The organism is Acinetobacter sp. SK-43 (genome assembly GCF_015351505.1).
Classification (GTDB): Bacteria; Pseudomonadota; Gammaproteobacteria; order Pseudomonadales; family Moraxellaceae; genus Acinetobacter; species Acinetobacter junii.
On record NZ_JADKPY010000045.1, the window covers coordinates 1 to 24,378 of the forward strand.

At 37.7% G+C, this 24,378-nt stretch carries 22 protein-coding genes; 8 read left to right on the top strand and 14 right to left on the bottom strand.

Translation table 11 applies throughout. The features are described 5' to 3' along the window. The first annotated feature begins 156 nt into the window (after positions 1-156). Both IRT38_RS09615 and IRT38_RS09620 read left to right on the top strand, forming a co-directional pair. Positions 157-375 carry a DUF1653 domain-containing protein gene (locus IRT38_RS09615; RefSeq protein ID WP_194597554.1) on the top strand — a complete coding sequence of 73 codons (219 nt, stop codon included), beginning with the start codon at positions 157-159 and terminating at the stop codon, positions 373-375. A 38-nt stretch (positions 376-413) separates the two neighbouring features. Next, the gene (locus IRT38_RS09620; RefSeq protein WP_099948518.1) at positions 414-1,001 is read left to right on the top strand and encodes an O-methyltransferase; all 588 of its coding nucleotides are present in this window, start codon (positions 414-416) and stop codon (positions 999-1,001) included. On the opposite strand, the gene IRT38_RS09625 is transcribed toward IRT38_RS09620, so the two are convergent. Beyond that, positions 978-2,024 (bottom strand): AraC family transcriptional regulator, encoded by a 1,047-nt coding sequence (locus IRT38_RS09625; RefSeq protein WP_004953637.1) that lies wholly within the window; start codon positions 2,022-2,024, stop codon positions 978-980. The genes IRT38_RS09620 and IRT38_RS09625 overlap by 24 nt on opposite strands. Positions 2,025-2,146: 122 nt before the next feature. Here IRT38_RS09625 and IRT38_RS09630 point away from each other — a divergent pair, with 122 nt between their 5' ends. Then, the gene (locus tag IRT38_RS09630; RefSeq protein WP_194597555.1) at positions 2,147-3,340 is read left to right on the top strand and encodes an alkane 1-monooxygenase; all 1,194 of its coding nucleotides are present in this window, start codon (positions 2,147-2,149) and stop codon (positions 3,338-3,340) included. 24 nt (positions 3,341-3,364) lie between these two features. On the opposite strand, the gene IRT38_RS09635 is transcribed toward IRT38_RS09630, so the two are convergent. Next, the gene (locus tag IRT38_RS09635; protein WP_194597556.1) at positions 3,365-3,580 is read right to left on the bottom strand and encodes a KTSC domain-containing protein; all 216 of its coding nucleotides are present in this window, start codon (positions 3,578-3,580) and stop codon (positions 3,365-3,367) included. A gap of 229 nt (positions 3,581-3,809) precedes the next feature. Then, positions 3,810-4,373 (bottom strand): alkyl hydroperoxide reductase subunit C, encoded by a 564-nt coding sequence (ahpC, locus tag IRT38_RS09640; protein ID WP_004953644.1) that lies wholly within the window; start codon positions 4,371-4,373, stop codon positions 3,810-3,812. A 473-nt stretch (positions 4,374-4,846) separates the two neighbouring features. Here ahpC and IRT38_RS09645 point away from each other — a divergent pair, with 473 nt between their 5' ends. The 3 genes from IRT38_RS09645 to IRT38_RS09655 all read left to right on the top strand — a co-directional run bounded on the left by IRT38_RS09645 (position 4,847) and on the right by IRT38_RS09655 (position 11,127). Next, on the top strand, positions 4,847-6,007 hold the full coding sequence (locus IRT38_RS09645) for a sterol desaturase family protein (RefSeq protein ID WP_194597557.1): 1,161 nt from the start codon (positions 4,847-4,849) through the stop codon (positions 6,005-6,007). Between the two features lie 112 nt (positions 6,008-6,119). Further along, on the top strand, positions 6,120-9,974 hold the full coding sequence (gene hrpA / locus IRT38_RS09650; protein WP_194597558.1) for an ATP-dependent RNA helicase HrpA: 3,855 nt from the start codon (positions 6,120-6,122) through the stop codon (positions 9,972-9,974). A 46-nt stretch (positions 9,975-10,020) separates the two neighbouring features. Beyond that, a complete protein-coding gene (locus IRT38_RS09655; protein WP_004953654.1) occupies positions 10,021-11,127 on the top strand; it encodes a beta-ketoacyl-ACP synthase III in 1,107 nt (368 codons plus the stop codon). 56 nt (positions 11,128-11,183) lie between these two features. On the opposite strand, the gene IRT38_RS09660 is transcribed toward IRT38_RS09655, so the two are convergent. Together IRT38_RS09660 and lipA are read right to left on the bottom strand one after the other, a co-directional pair. Next, positions 11,184-12,887, bottom strand: a complete 1,704-nt coding sequence (locus IRT38_RS09660) for a DUF4394 domain-containing protein (protein WP_194597559.1) — start codon at positions 12,885-12,887, stop codon at positions 11,184-11,186. A 385-nt stretch (positions 12,888-13,272) separates the two neighbouring features. Continuing rightward, the gene (gene lipA / locus IRT38_RS09665; protein WP_194597560.1) at positions 13,273-14,286 is read right to left on the bottom strand and encodes a lipoyl synthase; all 1,014 of its coding nucleotides are present in this window, start codon (positions 14,284-14,286) and stop codon (positions 13,273-13,275) included. 191 nt (positions 14,287-14,477) lie between these two features. Here lipA and sthA point away from each other — a divergent pair, with 191 nt between their 5' ends. Together sthA and IRT38_RS09675 are read left to right on the top strand one after the other, a co-directional pair. Next, positions 14,478-15,893 (top strand): Si-specific NAD(P)(+) transhydrogenase, encoded by a 1,416-nt coding sequence (gene sthA, locus IRT38_RS09670; RefSeq protein WP_004915155.1) that lies wholly within the window; start codon positions 14,478-14,480, stop codon positions 15,891-15,893. 80 nt (positions 15,894-15,973) lie between these two features. Continuing rightward, the gene (locus IRT38_RS09675) at positions 15,974-16,447 is read left to right on the top strand and encodes a DUF3465 domain-containing protein (protein WP_194597561.1); all 474 of its coding nucleotides are present in this window, start codon (positions 15,974-15,976) and stop codon (positions 16,445-16,447) included. Between the two features lie 39 nt (positions 16,448-16,486). Here the strand turns inward: IRT38_RS09675 and IRT38_RS09680 are convergent, their stop codons facing one another. The 9 genes from IRT38_RS09680 to IRT38_RS09720 form a co-directional block, all read right to left on the bottom strand. After that, positions 16,487-16,939 carry a DUF962 domain-containing protein gene (locus tag IRT38_RS09680; RefSeq protein ID WP_004915160.1) on the bottom strand — a complete coding sequence of 151 codons (453 nt, stop codon included), beginning with the start codon at positions 16,937-16,939 and terminating at the stop codon, positions 16,487-16,489. 144 nt (positions 16,940-17,083) lie between these two features. Then, a complete protein-coding gene (locus IRT38_RS09685; protein ID WP_004679681.1) occupies positions 17,084-17,695 on the bottom strand; it encodes a septal ring lytic transglycosylase RlpA family protein in 612 nt (203 codons plus the stop codon). Positions 17,696-17,982: 287 nt separating this feature from the next. Then, complete coding sequence (gene mltB / locus IRT38_RS09690) at positions 17,983-18,984, bottom strand: lytic murein transglycosylase B (RefSeq protein WP_194597562.1); 1,002 nt, start codon at positions 18,982-18,984, stop codon at positions 17,983-17,985. A gap of 19 nt (positions 18,985-19,003) precedes the next feature. Then, positions 19,004-20,146, bottom strand: a complete 1,143-nt coding sequence (rodA, locus tag IRT38_RS09695; protein ID WP_042893515.1) for a rod shape-determining protein RodA — start codon at positions 20,144-20,146, stop codon at positions 19,004-19,006. 164 nt (positions 20,147-20,310) lie between these two features. After that, positions 20,311-20,970, bottom strand: coding sequence for a hypothetical protein (locus tag IRT38_RS09700; RefSeq protein WP_194597563.1), 660 nt, complete (start codon positions 20,968-20,970; stop codon positions 20,311-20,313). 33 nt (positions 20,971-21,003) lie between these two features. Next, a complete protein-coding gene (gene queF / locus IRT38_RS09705) occupies positions 21,004-21,819 on the bottom strand; it encodes an NADPH-dependent 7-cyano-7-deazaguanine reductase QueF (protein WP_194597564.1) in 816 nt (271 codons plus the stop codon). Continuing rightward, positions 21,816-22,589, bottom strand: coding sequence for an ABC transporter permease (locus IRT38_RS09710; protein WP_004953671.1), 774 nt, complete (start codon positions 22,587-22,589; stop codon positions 21,816-21,818). Before IRT38_RS09710 ends, queF begins: the two co-directional genes overlap by 4 nt. Beyond that, entirely contained in the window at positions 22,586-23,521 is a 936-nt protein-coding gene (locus tag IRT38_RS09715; RefSeq protein ID WP_004953672.1) for an ABC transporter ATP-binding protein, read from the bottom strand. Before IRT38_RS09715 ends, IRT38_RS09710 begins: the two co-directional genes overlap by 4 nt. 120 nt (positions 23,522-23,641) lie before the next feature. Beyond that, a partial coding sequence (locus tag IRT38_RS09720) for an IS3 family transposase (protein ID WP_194597565.1) occupies positions 23,642-24,378 on the bottom strand: 737 nt, incomplete at its 5' end.

The window sequence follows — 24,378 nt, forward strand, 5'->3', positions numbered from 1 at the left end:
ATTAAATAGGTAAAACAGGTTGTTTTTATTATTTTGATCGTATTTTTGAATATTAAGGCTCCATGTTAATTAAATGCGTTCAAAGATAAAACTTGAATACTTCTGAACTTGTTATATAACTGCAATCTTTACATGGCATAACTAAGGGAAAGTGAAATGGCTTTACAGCGTGGTATTTATCAACACTATAAAGGTCAACTTTATCAGATATTTAATGTTGCAAGACATAGCGAAACAGAAGAAGAGTTGGTTGTATATCAATGCTTGTATGGTGATTATTCCATGTGGGTTCGACCTTTAAGTATGTTTACTGAAACTGTTGCACTTGATAGTGGTGAAATTATTCCACGTTTTAAATTGGTTCAACCAACATAATTGATAGCCAAAGGTCTGAGCATCATCGGGAGTGAAATATGACCAGCACGGTGTTTTTAAAACGAATTGCTGATTTATATGATGAGTTTAAACAACATGATGCTCGACAGGCTGATCGTTTAAGACGCTTTCGGAACATTGAAGCTGAGTCCGCTAAATTATTGGCTATGCTAGTACGAACACAGCAATCCCAACGTATTTTAGAAATAGGCACTTCCACTGGTTATTCAACACTTTGGTTAGCTGAGGCTGCAAAGACAGTTGGCGGTCATGTTCAAACACTTGAAATCAATGCATTCCGTAGTGCACAAGCGAAGAAATATGCAGAAGAATTTAGCCTAGAAGCGTATATTGATTTTTGGGTGGGAGATGCAGCTGATTATTTGGCAGCATCCGCCGAGCAATATGATCTCATACTCTTGGATGCCGAACGCGGAAGCTATGCTGGTTATTGGAATGATCTCAAAAGACTCATGTCAACTAAAGGTGGGACTTTAATAATTGATAATGTAATTTCTCATCCAGCAGAAGTGAAGCCATTATTAGATTTGATAAAAAATGACGAACTTTATATGAGTACTATATTACCTATAGGTGCAGGCTTATGTATGGTCGTCACGAAGTGAGTTAGTTTTGGTATGTGCCAAACGATAATCTTGGGGGCTACACCCCATGATTTTATTAAATGCACGTGTGAAATTGGCAGGGTTGGAATAACCTAACTCATATGCAATATGTGTAATGGTAAAGGATGTATTTTCAAGTAATTCAATTGCACGCTCAGTACTGATCTTTTGTTTTAGGCGATTAAATTCTACTCCTTGTTGTTGCAAATATCGTTGTAGGGTTTTGGTTGAAATATTTAATACTTTCGCGCATTCAGTCAGTGTCGGAACTTGATTCGCTTGCCTTAACATCGTACTGATCCACTCTACAATTTCACCCTGATGATAAATTTTTTGAATCTGTTCCTGACAACGTTGTTCTACAACTTTTAAGCTATGTGCATCTGCTAAAGGCAAGGGAAGTGCTAATTGCTGCTGATCAAGTACAACTCTGATCCCTGTAAACCAAGTGTAATTGAAATGAAACTGAGCTTTGACAAGGTGTATGTATCTATCACTGTAAGCAGGTTCAGGAATACTTAAATAAATTTGATAGCGTTGTAATTGCTGACCTGCAAGCTCAAATAGACTGTAATAAAATCCGACTGCAATTGCTTCGATATGGAAGCTTAAACAACGTTTATTCATCTGCAAAATTGGTTCAAATAATAATTCCACCTTTTGCTGCGCTTGTGAAAACTGAATGGAAAGCTTAAAGCTCGGCATGATCAGCTTGAAATATTGTGCAATTAATTTTAATGCATGATCCAGATTGGGACTGGTCATAAGTGCATAACCGACCAAGCTATGTGAACTTAGTTTCAAATTTCTGCCTAACTGAAAGGCTAAATCTTCTGTATTCGGTAAACTTAATCCTAACTCAATAAATTGTTCGATTTGTTGAATTGATAAAAATTCAGTTTGTGATAATTGATCCTTAAATTGATTTAAAACCGAATTATCGTATTGATTGGTACTGATCAATATCTCAATCAAACGTAAATAATAGCGAGCCGGAATAACAGGGATTTGTTGTTTGTGCACAATAAATCTCCACTAAAGTCTTAAAATGATAATATGAAGTCTTAAAATGATAATATAGCAACTGTTCAGAAGAACACAATCAATTCAAGCAAAACATTAAACGCTTGATTGAGGAGTTTAGAATGAATATGCATGCGCAATTAGATGTAGAACAAACAACTAGACCATTTAAGGATAAAAAGCGTCATTTGTGGTTACTTGGTCTTGCAGTACCTGCTATCGCGATGAGTGGACTTGCTGGCTATCAATTTGGACCTAAAAAATCGAAAAAGTTTTTTGCCTCATTTGGACCATTATTTATCCATGGTGTGATCCCAACTCTAGACAAATTAATTGGTGAGGATACTGAAAATCCACCACTAGATGCGATTGCAGACTTAGAGGCTGACCCATATTACTCTCGCATTGTGAAGCTTTTTATACCACTCCAATATGCAACTAACGTTTATGGAGCCTACTTAGCAAGTCGAAAAGGCACATCTGTAGCTGATCAAGTTCTATTAGGAACTTTAGTCGGTATGGTAAATGGTATTGCAATTAATACTGCACATGAATTAAGCCATAAAAATGGTCGTTTAGAACATTATTTATCACATCTTGCATTAGCACCATCGGGGTATAACCACTTCAGAATTGAACATCCATATGGGCATCATCGTCGAGTAGCAACGCCTGAAGATCCTGCATCATCACGCTTGGGTGAGACCTTTTGGAAGTTCTTACCACGTACAGTGATTGGAAGTTTTAAATCTGCAATTGAGATAGAAAAGAAACGTTTAGAACGCAAAAAACTACCATTTTTCTGCAAGGAAAATGAACTGATTCATGGTTGGGCCATGTCAGCAATTTATCATGGCTTGATGTTTAAGAAATTTGGTATGCGTTCAGTTCCATTTCAACTCACTCAAGCTACATATGCGGTGACTCTATTTGAAGCCGTTAACTATATTGAACATTATGGTTTAAAACGTGAGAAGAAAGAAAATGGGCAGTATGAGCGTACTTTGCCAGAACATAGCTGGAACAATAATAATTTAGTGACGAATCTATTTCTGTACCAGTTACAACGTCATTCAGATCATCATGCTTATCCAACACGCAGTTTCCAAACCTTACGTCATTTTGAAAATGCACCTCAATTACCAGCAGGTTATGGTGCCATGCTTTTACCAGCCTTTATTCCAGCATGGTGGTCAAAAATTATGGATGATCGAGTGGTAGAGCATTACAACGGTGACCTGAGTAAAGTAAATTTACACCCTGATGCCGAAGCACGAATATATGAAAAATATGCAGAAGAGATAGATATGATATGAAGAAAGCCCTGAAAAGGGCTTTTTTTATGATGAAGCAGAAATTTGAAGACGTTTAAAGTGTAAATCAAACTCAAGATATTTCTGCACAAAAGCTGTTTTATTTGTTGAGCGAAGTAAATTATCGTAAATAAACTCTGGTACTGGGTGGTAAAGTTCGCCTGAACCATTGTTATAGAAAATTTTTAAATAACGTGAAGAAACATCATATTTCCAAGATGTTACGACTACAGATTTTTCCATACCTTACACCCCCGCAGTGATCATCGTTTATTACATATAAAAAACTCTTTAAGTGCTCATCTTTTGACAGTACTCCAACTTTGTACAACTGACAATCAGAAAATGAAGTTTTCTAGTGAATAAAAAATGATAAGAATCATTGAAAAATATGATTGCTTACATGAGAGTAACCTGCATAAAAAAACCACTCTAAAAAGAGTGGTTTTTAACTAATCTCTATATCTAGAAATTAGATTTTACCAACTAAGTCGATAGATGGAGCGATTGTATCGTTACCTTCTTTCCATTTAGCAGGGCACACTTCGCCTGGGTGGCTAGCTACGAATTGAGCAGCTTTAAGTTTACGTAAAGTTTCTGATACGTCACGAGCAATCGCATTGTCATGAATTTCAGCAGTTTTGATTACGCCTTCTGGGTTTACAATGAAAGTACCACGAAGTGCTAAACCAGCTTCTTCAATATGAACGTCAAAAGCGCGAGTTAATTGGTGTGTAGGGTCGCCAACTAATGGGAACTGAGCTTTACCAACTGCTGGTGAAGTTTCATGCCATACTTTATGAGAGAAGTGAGTGTCAGTTGTTACGATATAAACTTCTGCACCAGCTTTTTTGAACTCTTCATAGTTTTCAGCAGCATCTTCAACTTCTGTTGGGCAGTTAAATGTGAATGCAGCTGGCATAAAAATAAGAACAGACCATTTGCCTTTAAGATCAGCATCAGTTACTTGAATGAATTCACCGTTGCGGAATGCATCAGCTTTAAATGGTTTAACTTCAGTATTAATCAAGCTCATCATTGTCTCCATGATTGAGGTTTATCTTTAAACTTGTTTTGCGAGGTCTAGAATAAATAATTTCTAGTTATTGGGGAAATAGTATTTTTACATGACTAAAATCGGAAAATTAAATGATCCGAGATCGATAGCTTTCACCCAAAAAAAAGATATTTCCATTTGACTCCATTCACATGAAGCAAAAATGACAAATATCGAAAATGATCGTGCTCTACAACATGAAGCCGATCGCCTTAAAATTCAAGGGTAAAATTGAAAAAAATAAAATTATATAAAAAACCATGATCTGCACGAAGTTCATGCATGTTGGAGATATTATTGTTTATGCTTAAATATTGGTCCAAATGTTTCTTGTTTCAAATGTTTGGGATGTTTAGAATTTGAGATAGGGTAGAAATACTGTGAAGTATTAAGCAGGATTAAAGTTAACAGCGAGCGAGATTACTCGTATTTAAAGAGAATTAATACAACAAATGACAGATCAATTGAGAGAAAAATTTGAGAATCTTGAACTCAATGCGGGTTTAGGCAAGATTAGTGCTTTTATATCTATGTCTCTAGGATTATTAAGCATTTTCAGTGCTTTATGCTTTTTATTTCCTTCAGTTCTCACGATGCCAGAACTACGCCCGCTATACGTTAAACATTACGATGCTTTTTATTTTAGTTTGATGATCGCGATTGTACTTAGTGTCGGTTTTGGTGCTTTTAGTGCGATTTTTAGACAAAATCGATATGGGTTTTATGGTTTGTGTTTCGCATTATTTGCGGCTGTTTTGGGATGTGGGTTAATTAAAGCTCCAACATTGCCGAACATTCCTTTCTATGCAGGTATTGATTATTTCGTACTAACACTTGTGATCTTGGCTTTAGTTTTTATCCCTTTAGAAGGTTTTTTTGCTAAAAATCCCCATCAAAAAATACTTAGAGTGGGATGGGTGACGGATATGAAATATTTCATGTTTAGTCACATTGGCATTCAACTCTTTACCTTTCTAACAGTCATGCCGATTCAGTATTGGATTACTCATCTTCCGAATAATCCAATCGTTCCTTTTGTACAAGCACAGCCGATTTGGTTGCAATTTATAGAGTTGTTGATTGTTGTTGATTTCGTTGTGTATTGGTTGCATCGCGCGATGCACGAGGTGAATTTCTTGTGGCGTTTTCATGCGATCCATCATTCAACGGAACATATGGATTGGTTAGCATCTTCACGTTTACATATTGTCGAAGTATTGATGACGCGATTTATTGCAACCTTACCGATATTTTTATTAGGTTTTCATACCTCAGCCGTTTTTGCTTATCTCGTATTTATTTCTTTTCATGCAATATTCATCCACTCAAATGTACGTTTTAGATTTCCGTATTTGCGCTGGGTGATAGCTACCCCTGAGTTCCATCATTGGCATCACTCTTCAGAGAAACCTGCGATTGATAAAAACTATGCAGCATTTATCCCATTGTATGATGTCATTTTTAAAACAGTGTATATGCCAAACCATTTGGCAAGTGTATATGGAACTGTGGGGTATAAGATCCCCAATAGCTTTGTAAAGCAATTTACTTGGCCATTTAAAAAATACGTCAAACAGTTGCGTAATCGTTTTGATCATTCATCTAAATCATAAAAACCAAACTAGAACTACAGCAATATCATCAATAGATTGCTGTAGTTCCTTTGCATAGCAAGATTTTAAGGCGTAAAATAGCCGATTATTTAATTTTCAGGAAAGCTGTTCAGTGCAGAGTCATTTAAATGTAGATCAATTGGTTATGGCACGTGACCGTCACCGTTTAAATCGACTGCGCAAAGATAAAAAAACAGAAACAGCAGAAATCGAAAAACTATTTGAACAATCAAACCAAAAGGTAAAACAGCGTTTAGCTCGCTTGCCTAAGATCAAACTCAACCAAGATTTACCTGTTACGCAATATGCCGATCGTTTGATCGAGGCTATTCAAAAGCATCAGGTGATCATTGTTGCAGGTGAAACTGGCTCTGGTAAAACCACACAGCTTCCTCAAATCGCAATGCTGGCAGGTCGTGGTCTTACTGGCATGATTGGACATACACAACCACGTCGTTTAGCTGCACGAAGTGTTTCGCAACGTATTGCGGAAGAAGTTGGTGAAAAGCTTGGCGAGTCAATTGGTTTTAAAGTTCGCTTTAATGAGCAAGGTTCTCAAGACTCGATCGTTCGGTTGATGACAGACGGTATTCTGTTAGCTGAATTGACTAATGATCGATTCTTATCAAAATACGACACCATTATCATTGATGAAGCGCATGAACGCTCTCTCAATATCGACTTTATCATGGGCTATCTGAAGCAATTATTGCCGAAGCGTCCTGATTTAAAAGTGATTGTTACGTCTGCAACCTTGGATGTAAATCGGTTCAGTCAATATTTTAATAATGCACCAATTTTTGAAGTCGAAGGTCGCAGTTATCCTGTTGAAGTTCGTTATCGTCCTATTTCTGAATTGAGTATTGTTGGTAGTGATGATGATGAGTTTGATGATTTTGAGGAAAATCTACCTAGAGCTGTTGTTCAAGCTGTTGAAGAGTGTTTTGCTGATGCTGAAGCAAAAGGTCATCCTGAACATGCTGATATTCTAATTTTTGCCAGTACAGAGCAAGAAATTCGAGAACTACAAGAAACATTACAAAAATATGGACCACGTCATACAGAGGTATTACCTTTATATGCACGCCTAGCTCTCGCAGAACAACAAAAAATCTTTAATCCTGGTGGTAAAGGTCGCCGCATCATTATTGCCACGAACGTGGCAGAAACGGCATTGACCGTTCCAAATATCCGCTATGTAATTGATAGTGGATTTGCACGTATTTCACGTTATAACTATCGATCGCGTGTTCAGCGCTTGCCAATTGAAGCGATTTCACAAGCAGCAGCCAATCAACGTAAAGGGCGTTGTGGTCGTATAGCAGCGGGTGTGTGTATTCGTCTATATAGCGAAGAAGACTTTTTAAGTCGCCCAGAATTTACTGAGCCAGAAATTAAACGAACCAATCTAGCTTCGGTTATTTTGCAAATGCAAAGTCTCGGTCTGGGCAATTTGGAAGATTTCGATTTTATTGAGCCACCTGATTTCCGTTTGGTAAATGACGGTCGTAAGTTGCTTATTGAATTGGGTGCCTTGAACGAACGCAAGAATGATCTGACTAAAGTTGGTCAAATGATGGCACGTATGCCGATTGATCCTCGTTTAGCACGTATGATTATCGGTGGAGCACATTTTGGGGTACTTAAAGAAACCTTGATTATTGTTAGTGCTTTAGCGATTCAAGATCCTCGTGAGAGACCAGCAGATAAACAAATGCAGGCAGATCAAAAGCATGCTTTATTTAAAGAAGCTGATTCTGACTTTTTGTTCTATTTAAAATTATGGAATACATTGCAAACAAGCCCTGATGCTCAATCTGAAAATAAACGCCGTCAGTTTGCACGCCAACATTTTTTGAGTTGGTTGCGTTTGCGTGAATGGAAACAAACGCATCAACAACTAGTAGAGTTGGCAGAAGGTTTAAAACTTAGTTTTAATGAAAAGGGTGCAAATTATGAAAATTTACATCGAGCTTTATTAACTGGTTTACTTTCATTTATTGCCAACAAAACTGATGAACGTAATACCTTTATGGCTGTTCGTCAGCAAAAAGCCAAAGTTTTCCCAGCCAGCACATTGCATAAAACTAATACATCGTGGGTCATGGCATTTGAGATGGTAGAAACATCCCAAGTTTATCTGCGTACTTTGGCGAAAATAGATCCTGAATGGATATTGTTAGCTGCTCGAGACCTATTGAAATATCACTATTTTGAACCACATTGGTCAAAAAAAGGTGGCATTGTAAATGCGTATGCTCAAATTTCCTTATTTGGTTTGATAATCGAACCAAAACGTTTAGTGAACTTTGAAAAAGTTGATCAGGCAGCTGCACATGAAATCTTTCTGCGTGATGCGCTCACGACTGGCAATTTAGGCATTACCCCTGCATTTTTAAAACATAACTTGCTTAAACTTGAAGAAGTGGAGCGAGTTGAGGATAAATTACGCCGCCGTGATTTAGTGGTCGATGAAGAAACGATTTATCAATTTTATGCAGAACGTGTACCAGTTGAAGTAGCGAGTCGACATAGTTTTGAAGATTGGCGAGCGACGGTAGAAGCAAAAAATCCCCGTTATTTGTTTGTTGAGGATGATGCACTATGGATGAGTGATCGTCCAACCACGCAACAATTTCCAGATTATTTGCACAACGGCCAATTACGTTTAGCAGCAAGTTATCGTTTTGATCCAAGTCATGATGAAGATGGGGCTACGGTTAAAATTCCTGTGCAAGCATTGCCTCAAGTGGATGAAAAGCAATGGTCATGGGGAATACCTGGCTGGCGGCAAGATTTGATCGAGGCTTTATTAAAAGCACTACCTAAAGATAAACGCCGCAATTTAGTTCCAATACCTGATACAGCTAAAAAGTTAATGCAGGGTGTCGATGCTGTTCATTTACGTGAGCATCTATTTAACTATCTCGCTTTTGCTCTACGTGGAGAGCAGATTACTGAAAAAGATTTCTCGTTTGAACGTATCGATCAATACCTTGTTCCTTTTATCAAAGTGATTGATGAAAAAGGAAAGTTAATTGCACAAGGTCGTGACTTAGATGAATTAAAGGCGAGATGCCGAGTTGAAACTCATCGTCCAGTAAAACAACAGCAAGGCGAGTTCCAAGCCTTCCCTGAGAGCTTTATCTTTGAAGCTTCTCAAAAGGTTACAGGAGTGATAGTTAAACAATATCAAGCGCTTGTTCCCACAAAGATATTTTCTGCACTTGAAGCAAAAGATGAATCTGGTGTTGTAGTACAAACGTTTAATGATCAGCAAGAAGCCATTAAACAGCATCGTGAAGGTGTAATTCGTCTGATTCATATGCAGCTTGGAGATTTGATTCGCCAACTGAAAAAGCAGATTTCTAAACCTTTGGCTTTGGCCTATTCTCCATTGGGTGAAAGAGCTAAACTCGAACAAATGTTGGTTTATGCAACTCTACAAGTATCAATTCAACAACTTCCACAAAATGCTGAAGAATTTAATACCTTAGCACTTGATGTAAAAAAACACTTTTTGAGCAATGGTCAAAAAGTACTAACGGACATCACTGAAATTTTTACCCAATGGCAGCAAGTTCGTCGTGAGTTGTTGGTTTTAGATCAAGATATATTCGGTCGTAGTATTGACGATATAGAGGATCAGTTGGATTTAATGTCATTGGCGGACTTTGTTTATAGCAAACCAAGTGAGTTTTGGCAGGAATATCCACGTTATTTAAAAGCATTGCTATTGCGTTTAGATCGTTTGCCAAATAATCTACAACGTGACCTTGCTGCAATTGATGATGTCGATCCATGGATGGACAAAGTATTTAAGTTTAAAAATGATCCTAAAATCAAAGAAATGTATTTGATGTTAGAGGAATTGAGAATTTCCTTGTTTTCTCAACCAATGAAAACAAAGATGCCAATTTCACCAACTAGATTACAAAAACTATGGGATCGATTAGCAATCGGTTAAACTGAGCAATAATGAAAGTTAGAACCATTCTTTACAGGAGTTTTACATGGGCATCCGTATAACAGGTACAGGTTTGTTTCACCCAACTGAAACAATTTCTAATGAAGAGTTGGTTGAAAGTTTAAATGCTTATGTAGAACAATTTAATCAACAAAATGCTGACAAAATTGCAGCAGGTGAGATCGAAGCTCTACGTGGTTCAAGTCCTGAGTTTATTGAAAAAGCATCTGGTATTAAAAGCCGTTACGTGGTTGAGAAGTCAGGTATTTTAGATCCAACACGTTTACGTCCGCGCTTACAAGAGCGTAGTAATGATGAACTTTCGCTCCAAGCCGAGTGGGGTGTAATTGCTGCTAAACAAGCGATGGAAAATGCAGGTGTCACTGCTGAAGATATCGATGTTGTGATTTTGGCATGCTCAAATATGCAACGTGCTTATCCTGCTGTTGCGATTGAAATTCAGTCGGCATTAGGTATCAAAGGCTATGCTTATGATATGAATGTCGCGTGTTCAGCTGCAACATTTGGTTTAAAGCAAGCTTATGACGCTGTGAAATGTGGTGCTCGCCGTGTTTTACTTTTGAATGTTGAAATTACCTCAGGTCATTTGGATTATCGTACACGTGATGCGCACTTTATCTTTGGTGACGTTGCAACTGCTTCAATTATCGAAGAAACTGAAACCAAATCAGGTTATGAAATCTTAGATATTCATTTGTTTACCCAATTTTCAAATAACATCCGTAATAACTTTGGTTTCTTAAACCGAAGTGAAGATGCGGTTGTTGATGACAAATTGTTCCGTCAAGATGGGCGCAAAGTGTTTAAAGAAGTTTGTCCACTTGTCGCAAAAATCATTACAGCACAGTTGGAAAAATTACAATTAACACCTGAACAAGTTAAACGCTTCTGGTTGCATCAAGCGAATGCCAATATGAATGAGTTAATTTTAAAACTCGTTGTTGGTAAAGATGCTGATTTAGATCGTGCACCAATTATTTTGGATGAGTTTGCTAACACTTCTTCTGCGGGCGTAATTATTGCAATGCACCGTACAGGCGAGCAGGTAAATAATGGTGAATATGCTGTAATTTCATCATTTGGCGCAGGATATTCGGTTGGTTCGATTATCGTACAAAAACATATTGCTTAAATTTTATAGGCAAAAATAAAAAACCGCATCAATGATGCGGTTTTTTTGATTTCAGCTTATTTAAGTAAGATCGCTAGGTCGATGACTTGTGGAGTTGTGTTACCACCAATAGTTGAAGCTGCTAAATTTGGTGTTCCATCTACACTGATAGCTAAACGTGCTCTAGGTGTTGTAATTGTTGTATCACTATTTAAGTCGACTCGATAAAGTACAGATGGTCCAGTTTCACCTGCCACAGTCGCTAAAGCTAAGCCATTGTCACCACCAGCAATATCAAAGCCATTGTCTATACCTAAGTTGATTCCTAAATTACCGATAAGATTTAATGTGCCTTCGTTTGGTGGATTCTGTTTAGTGAGAGTTTTGCTTGTTTGATCAAGATCAAATAGTTCAGTAGCTAACATCGCAATAGGTGTTGCGAAACTATTGGTATATGCAGCTGCCGTAACCTTAGCCTCAGAAATTCCGTTAATATCGCCATCTTTTATAGTATCGCCAGTATCGACGTTAATTCTTAAGTTCTGGCCAGTATTACTGATTACGCGGAGTCGATCTGCTAAAGGGTTGAAATCAACTGCGAAACTTGTACCATCTAGATTTGTGAAAGTACTACTGGTAGCTGGTTTGAGTGCTGTGATGAGGCTTGCTAAACCCGTGTCTGTATTGATCGTATACAAATTCCCTTTATTGGTTAATCCATATAGCTTGCCAGAATTGTCAGTTGAGGTTCTAAAACGATAATCGATACCGATAAATTTCTCATCTACAAGCAATCCAGTGAGGCTCTTTTCAGTTACAGTATTTGGATTGGTAATAGCGAAGCTAAGCAGTTTATTGTTTGCTGTTAAACCATAGCCTTGAGCTGTGGCATTGGTTGAACGTTTTAATGCAATCCCACGAATCCCCATGCTATTAAAACTATTATTCAAGTCATGTGATTCAAAAACAGCATCGCTTGAGGTGCCGACATTAGCTAGATTAAGTTTAAAAAATTTATAATTGCCTGATGCGAGTTTGAGTGCGGCAAAACCTACATTGTTGACAGGGTCTATATCAAAACCGCCACCGCCGTTTGTATTAATGTCTGCACCCAAAGCCGTAGAATTACCTAATGTACCTGCGTTCGCATTTTGAAGATAAATGCGATCAGAATTTTGGTCAATGCTATATAGTTTTGTTGAACCTGTGCCAGCAAAGGCATTGGTATAAGCACCTGCAACAACTGCTGCAGTACCTGTGGCTAAATTAATCGTACCATCTGTAATGGTTGCACCAGTATCAACATTTATACGTAAGTTTTGTCCTGTGTTAGAAATTACACGTAGGCGATCTGCAGCAGGGTTAAAATTGACAGTGATAAGGTTGGCATCACCCATAATTTGTGTGAAAGATGCATTTCCATCTGTAGTATCGCTCGGGTCGGCGATTAGTTTTCTCAGGAAAGTTGCTTCGCCATTGTTTGGATTTAAAGTATATAAGTTCCCCTGTAGACCAACAGCATAAAGTTTGCCGTCTTTAGGGCGGTAATCAATACCTACCAGTTCATCTCCAGACATTAATCCTTTAATCTTGCGGTTAGACACAACCTTGTCAGGCATTGATCTATCGACTGAACTAATCATTCCATTGGCAGTTAGAATTAAAGTATCGCCAGTATTCACATTTGACGACTCGGTATCGTTGTCTGAATCACTATTACAACCTAACAATGCAAAGCTTGCTAATGCAGTAACAGTCAAAGCTGTAATTTTCTTATTCATGTGTCTATCCTGATCTCAAAGTTATTTATAATAAGAAGTCGTCTTCCAATGAACGGTTTAAATTGACAATGCTTCTTGATATTCATTTTTGTTTGGAGGAAATTCCAAAAAAGAGGGATGTATTAAGTTAAAAAATACAAATCACAATTTTTTGAAATTCACTTCTACTTGAATCAGGTTATGCGGACTAGGGTATAAAGTAAATTAATGTTTTTAAGTGATTTTTTGGTAGTAGCGTGTCGATTGGTAATTATTCACGAGGAATTCACGCTCGTTAAGAAACGTTAATTAGAGCACAGAAATTATTTTTAAAATTGGATTATCTCACATCAAAAAATAAAAAAGAGAACATGATTGTTCTCTTTTTTACTTCATAGAAACTTGATTAAGCTTCTACAGTTTGTACAGCAATTTTCTTAGCAGGATCTACTTTGCGACGAACCGCAGGAACAGGTTCACCATGATACTGACGATCTGCAAAGTAGCTTGAACGAACCATGGGTGCAGACCAAATATTTCTGAAGCCTAATTTACGACCATGTTCTGCGTAACGTTCAAATTCTTCTGGCGTTACAAAGCGATCTATTGGCGCGTGTTGCTTAGATGGTTGTAAGTATTGACCAATTGTTACGTAGTCCACATCATGAGCACGAAGATCATCAAGTAAAGAAATCACTTCTTCTTCAGTTTCACCAATACCTACCATCAAACCACATTTGGTTGGAACATCTGGGCAGTATTCTTTAAACATTTTTAAAAGATTCAAAGAATGTTGATAGTCTGAGCCTGGACGCATTGCTTTATATAAGCGAGGTACTGTCTCGATATTGTGGTTAAAAACGTCAGGTGGACATTCAGTCATAATGCGTAAAGCAATATCCATGCGACCACGGAAATCAGGAACTAAGATTTCAAGTAGCGTTTTTGGACTCAAAGCGCGAGCTTCTTTAATACAATCCACAAAATGTTGAGCGCCGCCATCTAAAAGATCATCACGATCTACAGAGGTGATAACCGCATATTTCAAACCCAAGTTTGAAATAGTTTCCGCCATATGACGAGGTTCATCAGGATCAAGTGCATTTGGTCGACCATGAGCAACGTCACAGAAAGGACAGCGACGAGTACAAATATCGCCCATAATCATAAAAGTCGCAGTACCACCACCAAAACACTCTGGAAGGTTAGGGCAGGCAGCTTCTTCACAAACAGTATGGAGTTTTTGCGAACGTAGAGTTGTTTTTATACGCTGAACCTCTTCAGGTGCAGTCATTTTGACGCGAATCCAGTCTGGTTTACGAGGTACTTCAACCGTAGGTATAACTTTTACAGGAATTCTAGCGACTTTTTTAGCGCCACGAAGTTTTATGCCCTGTTCAGGTTTACGGTGTTCAGACATATTATTTTCTACAACCTATTGCTTGAGATATTCGATTATTATAGTCAAATTTATAGGTTTATAGGATGAAATAGGTATTCATTTTGAAAATGTGAATATATAAAAATATATGGTTGAGAAATACATCAACCCATAGCATATTAGTTATCATATATATAGAAGTAAACAGCTAAGAGATAAAGGAGCTTTGAATGCCACGTAAGAAAGAGGTCGTTGGTGGGAATGTTGTAAAATTTGATGCAGTCATTCTCGGTTCTGGCCCAGCTGGTGAAGGCGCGGCAATGAAGCTAGCTAAAGCAGGTAGAAAAGTAGCAATCGTCGATGTACGTGATCAACTCGGTGGTAACTGTGCACATGTAGGTACAATTCCAAGTAAAGCCTTACGTCAAACAGTTTCAAGTATCATCCGTTATCAGCGTGATCCAATGTTTCAAAAAGTAGGTGAGTGGAAACAATTCACCATGAAACAAGTGTTACGCAACGCGCATAAAGTGATTCAACAGCAAGTTGATACTCATACACGTTTTTATGATCGCAATAAGATTGATGTTTTTCATGGACGTGCGTATATCCAAGATAAAAATACCGTACTCATTTTTGGTCAAGATGGCATAAAAGATACCATTATCTGTAAACAAATTGTGATTGCAACGGGTAGCCGTCCTTATCAGCCACAAGGTTTGGACTTTAACCATCCTCGTGTTTTTGATTCTGACAAAATTCTTGATTTGGATTATTCAATTCAAAAAATCATTATTTACGGTGCTGGTGTTATTGGTTGCGAATACGCATCGATTTTTATTGGTCTAGATCATAAAGTTGATTTGATCAACACTCAGCAAAAGCTTTTAAGCTACCTTGATGATGAAATCGCTGATGCATTGTCATATCACTTGCGTGAGCAAGGAGTATTGATTCGTCACAATGAACAAATCGATCGCCTAGAAACTTTTGATGATCATGTGGTTTTACATTTGCTTAGTGGCAAGAAAATCAAAGCTGATGCCATCTTATGGTGTAATGGTCGTTCAGGTAATACTGATGGCTTAGGACTCGAGAATGTAGGTCTTGTACCAAACAACCGTGGTCAGTTGATGGTAAATGATCAATATCAAACTGAAGTTGAGAATATTTATGCTGCTGGTGATGTGATTGGTTGGCCATCACTTGCATCTGCTGCTTATGACCAAGGTCGTTGTGCAGGTGCAAACATGGTCGGTGAGAAAAATGTTAAACCGATTAAAGACGTACCAACAGGCATTTATACCATTCCAGAAATTTCTTCGATTGGAAAAACTGAACAAGAATTGACTGAAGAAAAAGTACCTTATGAAGTAGGGCAAGCATCTTTCCGTCATCTAGCTCGTGCTCAAATTACTGGTGATACCGTAGGTGAGTTAAAAATCCTCTTCCACCGCGATAGTTTGGAAGTTTTAGGTATTCATTGCTTTGGTAACAATGCTGCAGAGATTATTCACATTGGACAAGTTGTAATGCATAGTCCGAATAATACATTAAAGTATTTTGTTGAAACGACATTCAACTACCCAACAATGGCAGAAGCATATCGTGTTGCAGCTTTGAATGGTATGAATCGTCTATTCTAACTTTGATCGAATTGTATGAATAAAATGCCAATCATTATGATTGGCATTTTGCCATTTAAATTGAAATAAAAAGGTTAAACATGAAAATCCAGAAAAATAATTTAGTGATCGTAACGATTATTATTGTGCTAATTGCTGCTTATATCGGTATAGATTTAAAGCAAAACAATCTGAACGATAAAGTTGTTCAGACTTCAATTGTTGAGGAAGCTACTGTTGATGATCAACAAAAGATTATGCAAGCTTATCAACAACAGATAAGTAATATTCAAGTTCAATCCAAGGGTGAAGTAAAAGCAATTTTAGCTGATGATAATGATGGTTCAAGACACCAAAAAATGATTCTAAAACTGGAGAATGGTTTAACCGTTCTAGTGGCGCATAACATTGATTTGGCACCTCGGGTGGAGGGACTTAGAAAAGGTGAAATAGTCGAATTTTATGGAGAATATGAATATAGCCCTAAAGGTGGAGTGATTCATTGGACTCATCATGATCCACAAGGAAAACATGTGGATGGATGGCTAAAATATCAAGGGAAAAGCTATCAATAATCTCTTTTAGCTAATTAGCCATCCATAATGTGCTCTAAATTAGCTTGAAAGCCCCAAATTTTGACGAGATTTCCATTTAGGTAGTATCTTAGCTAAATAGGCATCCATGCACCATACAGGGCCAATCAGAAGGAATTGCAGATCTTTGAAGAAAGAAGGTTTCTTTCCTTCAACTTTATGACCATAAAACTGACCAATCCATGCGATTACAAACACGCCGATATAAAATCCTACCCCTACAGGTAGAATAATAATAAGCCAAGCCATTACCACCAACAAAGCAGCCATAGCCACAGCTAACACGATATCCAAGCGAGCATAGAAAACGAGTGTAAGTACAAGCAATAAAGCGGTGAGGAGAGTACTAAAATGCGCAAGAATACCAATTATTGAAAAAAGAATTGCTGGGACACATACCCAATGTATTTTTTTATTGGTTTGGTTTTGGTGACTATCGCTGTATTCATCGAACCATTCATCTATCGATTTCACAACTGCACTCCTTGCTAAATTGACAATTTATAATGTCATTACTATAACGAAGAAAGTAGTGAGGGTCAAAAATGAATCAAAAAATAATATAAATAATAAAGCCACGTATAAACGTGGCTTTATTATTAGTTGGAAGTCTAAATATTAAGAATTTGGACCATCAACGCGTTCGATACTTACTTTAGCAGTACCAGCATTGGTAACACCAAGTTGCTTAGCTGCGCCATAAGATAAATCTAATACACGGTTACCATGGAATGGACCACGATCGTTAACCTTAACTACAACGCTTTTACCGTTGTCTTTATTGGTCACACGAATGTAACAGTTCAATGGCAGGCTACGATGAGCAGCAGTTAAACCATTCATATCGAATGTTTCACCGCTTGCAGTCTTACGACCATGAAATTGACGACCATACCATGATGCTACGCCAGTTTGGCTAAACTTACGTACAGTATTAGACGCAACAGTGTTAAGTTTTTCAATCACTGAAGGCTCTTCTTCAGGGATATCAATTTTAGCAGCAATTGTTTGGCGACGTACTTTGTCACCAGAACTCTCAGTGATTGAAAGACTATTGACGTTAGAAAAACGAGAATTAAAATTTTGAGAATCTTTGCTCAAAACGCGGGCTGCTAAATTAGAACCTTCAACATCATTTGTTAATGATGATGATTGTACCATTTCAGCATGTAACGGGCTTAAACTTAAGCCTGCCGTCAGCGCTAGAATATATTTCAGCGAAAACTGCATTGTATAAACTCCTAGAGAACATGCTTTTCTATCTCGACAAAACAGCATCGAAATACAGTGCACATGTCTAATTATTCACTTTTGCAATTACTTTTCTTGGGTGGATAATATTCAGCGCTTACGAAGTGTGTCTAGTCTTTAACGATAAATAGTTACAAAAAGGGTAAAAACTTACAGTTTCAGATCAAAAAATAATCAACATTGTAACAAAATATGAAAATTGATTATTTAGCACCCTTTTTGAACCATAAACTTATTGACTTTTAAATTTTGTTTAAAAAGTCGGGTTATCTTCCTGCGACTTCAGTGCCTAATAACCACACCGCTGTGGCATACATTCGACTCTTATTATAAGTCGTGATTACTTGGAAATTTGGATAGGTGATGTAATAAATAGGTCCAAATTGGTCTTGTAATTGAATAACATTTACTAAATCAAGATCATCTATTTTTACCAAAGGGTCAATAGGTGCGATACCTAATCTTTTTAGTTCACCATAAGGAGTTGGTTGAGTTAAATCTTTAGCAATAATACTTTCAGGATCGTTACCTAAATAACGAGCAGGGAAGCCAATTGGACGATCACGTTGCCAACCATATTGAGCTAAATAATTCGCGATTGAACCAATTGCATCAACTGCGGAGTTTCTTAAATCAATATGTCCATTACCATCATAATCCACACCTAGCTTTTGGATGTTACTCGGCATAAATTGTGGATAGCCAATAGCCCCAGCATATGAACCAACGATACTGTTGGTCGGATAGCCTTCTTTATATGTCCATGAGATCAATGCTGCGAGTTCATCACTGAAGTAATCAGCACGACGAGGGTAACCAAACGCTAAGGTTGCTAGAGCGTCGCGGGTGATGAAAGAGCCTTTATTTGCACCATAACCTGTCTCAACACCTAAAATGCCTAAAATTACAGATTTTGGTACACCAAATTGTTGTTCCGCACGATTCAGAACATCTTCATATTGGTTTTTAAAGCGGACACCACGTTGAATTGTACCTTCCACCAAGAACATAGAGCGATATTCATACCAAGGCTTACTTTCACCTGGACGCGTCATAATGTTTAAAATGTTGGGTAAATTACGTGCGCCACTCATTGCACTATCAATTTGTTCACTACTTAAATCATAGGTAGTCATCGCTTTTTGTTTAAAAGCAAAATAATTTGGATGAGTGTAAAATTCATTTGCTTGCGCCCAATTACTACTCAGAAATAGACTGGCACTTAATGTTAAAAATTTAAAAGTATTATTTAGTTTAGGATGAAACATGTGTTTTATGAATTCCTCGTTATCGATGTGTATGAATTGACATCACAAGTCCAAATGTTGACATAAGTGTAATAATTGCAGTTCCACCATAACTCATAAACGGTAACGGCACACCCACTACAGGTAAAATACCACTGACCATGCCTGCATTTACAAATACATAAACAAAAAATGACAAACCAAAGGCTCCTGCAACTAAGCGCCCATAGTTATGGAAGCTTTGTAAGCCAATCTGAAATGTTCTAAAAATAATCGCGCAATATAAGAAAATAAGTAGGGTAACGCCGATCAAGCCAAATTCTTCAGAATAGGCTGCAATAATAAAGTCGGTATGACCTTCTGGTAAAAAATGTAAGTGAGATTGAGTACCTTCTAAAAAGCCTTTTCCTGAAAAACCGCCTGAACCTATCGCAGTTTTAGATTGAATAATATTCCAACCTGTACCCAATGCATCAGCCTCAGGATCTAACAAGGTAAGTACCCTTTGTCGTTGGTAATCGTGTAGTAAGAACTCCCAAGCAATTGGAATGATTACAGCTGCAATCCCAGCAGCGGCAGCAATCAATCTCCACGATAATCCACTCAAGAAAAGTACAAAAATGCCACTAGCAAGCACAAGTAATGAAGTACCTAAGTCTGGTTGCTCTGCAATTAAAAGAAAGGGTACGAGGATGAGCAGCAAAGATAGTATGACTTGAGACAAGCTAGGAGGTAGGGCTTTGCGGGACAGGAACCATGCGATCATCATTGGCATGCCAATCTTCATGAATTCACTCGGTTGAACACTACCAAAGCCTGGAATATCAATCCATCTTTGTGCTCCCATGCGTACTTCGCCAAACACAACAACGGCTACCAAAGATAAAACACCGAAGACATAAAAATATGGTGAGAATGCTTGATAAACTTTTGGAGGAATTTGCGCCAGAATAATCATGACGGTAAAACCAATGCCAAAGCTCATTGCTTGTTTACTGACAAGACCAACATCTTGGGCTGAAGCACTATATAAGACGGTAAGTCCTAAAAATGCATTTAGTACCAGAAATAGGCAAAGCCATGGGTCTATATGGAGTTGTTGCCACCGTGAAGGGTGAGTGGCAGTACTCAAGCCATCACGCGGTGCTTGACGTAAAAATTTGTACTGTGAGCTTGGAGACATGCGCTTCTAAATCAAGTAAATCAATGCTTCGCGAATGCTAACATAAACACTGATTTAGACAATGCAAATTTAGAAATTGTGACATTATATAAGTTTGAAAATGACTTATTATTTTCTATAAAAAAAGCGACTATATATAGTCGCTTTTTTTGAATATTCGAAGTTTATTTCTGAACGAGCAACTGATCGAAATGCTTAGTGAATACATCTAACTCAGCTTGGCTTAAGCTAGGAATTAGTTTTTTGATTACAATATGCACAGCAGTTTCAACACCGCTAGTCGCAACACTTGCAACACCACGTTTTACCATGCCTAAACCCAATGTTTTGTTGTATTCAGTCATGAAGTGTTGAATAAGCGCGTCAGCAAAAGATTTGAACTGTTGTGTTAATGCATCACGTTGTTCTTTACCGTTGCCCGCAGCAACTTCAGCAAAGCTTTTTTTCATGTCAGAAACTAAAGCATCTGGTAGTTGAGTACCGATACGTTGTTTACCTTCATTATCAATAAACAAGCTCTTTTCCATGAAAGCTAAAGATTCAAGGACTTGTTCATTCGATGCTTTGCCTAATAATTGCTTCATCAAAGTAGAGACAATACTACGAATCTTTTGAGCGAGTTCTTCAGTTGTATCTCGTTTGTCACTTGGTGGGAATTGCTGCACCAAATGCACCAACATCGTGTCAATGAGCTCATCAGTAAGTTGAAGAGAAATCTTGTCACGTAAAGGGTATTGTGGTTCTTTACTGTCACGGCTAGCCTGTGCAAGTTGAATATCCTGACTCAAACCTGCTGATGGAAGAATACCGAAATAACTGGTCATTGAAGAACGTCCTCTATATCAAATTTATTCGTTTTATTGTCGTGCCAAGCGGATCGGCTTGGGCATCCATGACAAGTCAGATACTCGACAAGGGTTGATATCCAATCCACCACGACGAGTATAGGTTGCATAGACCATCAGTTTTTCTGGTTTTAAGTGTTGCCAAATATCTGCGAATATTTGTTCCACACATTGTTCATGAAAACCATTATGCTGACGGTAGGAAATAATATAGGCTAATATACTGCGATAACAAGGTTTTTTACCTTGAAAACGAATAAAAACAGTACCCCAGTCTGGTTGTCCCGTCACTGGGCAATTACTTCTCAAAAGATGAGAGTAAAGTTCAACTTCAATATTTTCTTCACTGACAGCATCGTACCGCAATAAACTTGAATCAGGATGTTCTGAAAGACGTTCAGGGGTCAGATCATCTATACAGATTCCTTGGGGTTTAGAAATCTGTAAATCATTCACTTGAAATAGTTGCAGTTCAACTTTAGCACCAGCAGCATCTGATAAATCACGCTCAACGGTCTCAACAAATGATTGTTGCGATGCAAATTGCGTGAAATTCATGCTATTGAAATATAGTTTAAGTGATTTTGATTCAATTAAATTCGGAGAGTTGGCTGGTAAGGTTAAACGTCCTATAGCCACTTGTGGTAAACCAATTTGGTTTAACCATGAAATCTCAAATACATGCCACCAGTCTTTGCCTTGCGATATGCCTTCAATATCTGCATAAAGTTTGCGAGATTCAGCACGAGCAATCGGAAATAATACTTCTGGTTGATATTGAGTAGGGTACTGGGTGTCTTTGCCCAATAAAGAATGTTCTACACTCATTCACGCATTCCTGAACCGCGAGCTAATAAATGATATGCAACTGCATAAAGGGCAACACAACATAATGTGACAACAGTGAGGGAGAATGAAACATTGACATCACTATGTCCCAAGATACCAAAACGGAAAGCGTTGACCATGTAAACAATTGGGTTAATTAAAGAGAGATTTTGCCAAAATGGACTTAAAGCACTAATCGCATAAAATACACCACCTAAGTAAGTGAGTGGAGTCAAAACGAAAGTTGGGATAATCGAAATATCATCAAATGATTTTGCGTATACGGCATTAATGAAACCACCAAGTGAAAATAATAACGAGGTGATAATCACTGTATATATAGTTACAAAGAAATTATAGATTTCCAAGTGTGTAAAAAACAAACTCATCAGAGTAACGATTAAGCCGACCAATACACCACGACATACACCACCAATCACATAACCCCAAAGAATTAAATGTAATGGCACAGGGCTCATAATCAATTCTTCAATGCTTTTTTGGAATTTTGCACTAAAGAAGCTTGAAGAAACGTTTGCATAACTATTGGTAATCACTGCCATCATAATTAAACCTGGCACAATGAATTGCATATAGCTAAAGCCACCCATTTCACCAATGCGTGATCCGACTAAATTACCGAAAATCACGAAATATAGGCTCATGGTAATCGCTGGTGGCAGCAAGGTCTGAGGCCAAATTCGCATAAAACGACGAATTTCTTTAACGACTAAGGTCCAAAGTGCGGTTTGTAACTGATTAAAGTTCATTGATCCGCTCCTGTAAGATTTTTCTCAACCATTTTTACGAACAATTCTTCTAAGCGGTTTGATTTGTTACGCATACTACTGACTTGAATATTTTGTGATTGTAAAATCAAAAATAAATCATTCATGCTATGCGCTTTATCCATCGTAACTTCTAAAGTCACTGGATCGATTAATTCGAATTTAAATCCAATAATATTGAGTTGCAGGTTTTCGATCGGTTCTGCTAAATCACAAATAAACGATTCTTCATTAAGTTGATTTAGAAAACCTTTCATAGTGGTATCTTCTTTGATCACACCACGGTCAATAATGGCGATGCGACGACACAGCATTTCAGCTTCTTCTAAATAATGTGTCGTTAAAATGATTGAAGTACCTTTTTCATTCATTTCAGTTAAGAAATCCCACATTGAACGGCGTAATTCAATATCAACGCCTGCAGTAGGTTCATCGAGAATCAGAAGTTTTGGTTCATGCATCATTGCACGTGCAATCATTAGACGACGTTTCATACCACCTGAAAGCATCCGAGATTGAATGTTACGCTTTTCCCAAAGACCAAGTTTCTCTAAATAATATTCAGCGCGCTGTTCAGCGAGTTTTTTTGGAATTCCATAGTAACCAGCTTGAGTGACCAAAATATCAAAAGTTTTCTCGAATTGACCAAAGTTAAACTCTTGAGGCACAACACCTAAACACTGTTTTGCCAATGATGGATGGGTATCAAGGTTATGGCCAAAAATTTCAACTGTACCTGATGTTTTTTTAGTTAAAGAACTAATGATACTGATCGTCGTCGATTTACCTGCACCATTAGGGCCTAATAATGCATAAAACTCTCCTTCAGGTACGGTTAAATTAATACCTTTTAATGCCTGAAAACCATTACGATAAGTTTTGGACAAATCGCTCAACACCAAAGCATCAGTCATGAACGTCTCTCATTGTTAGATTGAACGCGTATTTTGAGCGATATAAAAAAATAAACCAAGTGTAAAAGTGGTTTATCTTGTTCTATATATAGAACAGCATATTGAATAGCCACCAAAATTCTAGACACACATAACCATCTTTTGATTGGCCTTTTCATAATCTAATGGAGAACGCTGACCATTGGAACCATGTCTGCGTTTTGAATTATAGAACATCTCAATATATTCAAAGATATCGGATCTTGCTTCAGTTCTAGTTGCATAGATTCTCTTTTTAATTCGTTCCCGCTTTAATAGCTGGAAGAAGCTTTCTGCAACAGCATTATCATGACAATTGCCTCTACGACTCATACTACTTTCAAGATTATGATGCCTGAGAAATGTCTGCCATTCATGACTGGTATATTGGCTACCTGAGAAGCGTAGCTTCGCAAGAGAATGGATTAGGACTTTGTTCTTTGGATTTCTCCGCCACAAAGCCATAAATAACGCATCTAAAACCAGATTTGTCGTGATTCTTGATTTCATAGACCAGCCAACAACAAGACGTGAAAAAAGGTCAATCACAACTGCCAGATACAACCACCCTTCATGTGTACGGATATAGGTAATGTCCGTCACCCATAATTGGTTCGGCTCAGTTGGATTAAACTGTCGATTTAAGCTGTTTGCGGCAATGACAGCCGGAGTACCAGCGTAAGCTCTAGGCTTACGATAACCACGCTGTGATTTAATACCATCTGCTTTCATCAGCCGATGTACTCGATTGATCCCGCAACTTTCACCAACATCTTTCAAATCACAGTGAATTTTGCGATAGCCATGGTAATCCTCCCATAAATAACCGAAGTTAAAAA

Bases quoted from the DNA above. Each gene is read 5' to 3' on its own strand.
- IRT38_RS09615 (WP_194597554.1), top strand. From the start codon at position 157: ATGGCTTTACAGCGTGGTATTTATCAACACTATAAAGGTCAACTTTAT.
- IRT38_RS09620 (WP_099948518.1), top strand. From the start codon at position 414: ATGACCAGCACGGTGTTTTTAAAACGAATTGCTGATTTATATGATGAG.
- IRT38_RS09630 (WP_194597555.1), top strand. From the start codon at position 2,147: ATGAATATGCATGCGCAATTAGATGTAGAACAAACAACTAGACCATTT.
- IRT38_RS09635 (WP_194597556.1), bottom strand. From the start codon at position 3,580: ATGGAAAAATCTGTAGTCGTAACATCTTGGAAATATGATGTTTCTTCA.
- ahpC (WP_004953644.1), bottom strand. From the start codon at position 4,373: ATGAGCTTGATTAATACTGAAGTTAAACCATTTAAAGCTGATGCATTC.
- IRT38_RS09645 (WP_194597557.1), top strand. From the start codon at position 4,847: ATGACAGATCAATTGAGAGAAAAATTTGAGAATCTTGAACTCAATGCG.
- IRT38_RS09655 (WP_004953654.1), top strand. From the start codon at position 10,021: ATGGGCATCCGTATAACAGGTACAGGTTTGTTTCACCCAACTGAAACA.
- IRT38_RS09660 (WP_194597559.1), bottom strand. From the start codon at position 12,887: ATGAATAAGAAAATTACAGCTTTGACTGTTACTGCATTAGCAAGCTTT.
- lipA (WP_194597560.1), bottom strand. From the start codon at position 14,286: ATGTCTGAACACCGTAAACCTGAACAGGGCATAAAACTTCGTGGCGCT.
- sthA (WP_004915155.1), top strand. From the start codon at position 14,478: ATGCCACGTAAGAAAGAGGTCGTTGGTGGGAATGTTGTAAAATTTGAT.
- IRT38_RS09675 (WP_194597561.1), top strand. From the start codon at position 15,974: ATGAAAATCCAGAAAAATAATTTAGTGATCGTAACGATTATTATTGTG.
- IRT38_RS09685 (WP_004679681.1), bottom strand. From the start codon at position 17,695: ATGCAGTTTTCGCTGAAATATATTCTAGCGCTGACGGCAGGCTTAAGT.
- mltB (WP_194597562.1), bottom strand. From the start codon at position 18,984: ATGTTTCATCCTAAACTAAATAATACTTTTAAATTTTTAACATTAAGT.
- rodA (WP_042893515.1), bottom strand. From the start codon at position 20,146: ATGTCTCCAAGCTCACAGTACAAATTTTTACGTCAAGCACCGCGTGAT.
- IRT38_RS09700 (WP_194597563.1), bottom strand. From the start codon at position 20,970: ATGACCAGTTATTTCGGTATTCTTCCATCAGCAGGTTTGAGTCAGGAT.
- queF (WP_194597564.1), bottom strand. From the start codon at position 21,819: ATGAGTGTAGAACATTCTTTATTGGGCAAAGACACCCAGTACCCTACT.
- IRT38_RS09710 (WP_004953671.1), bottom strand. From the start codon at position 22,589: ATGAACTTTAATCAGTTACAAACCGCACTTTGGACCTTAGTCGTTAAA.
- IRT38_RS09715 (WP_004953672.1), bottom strand. From the start codon at position 23,521: ATGACTGATGCTTTGGTGTTGAGCGATTTGTCCAAAACTTATCGTAAT.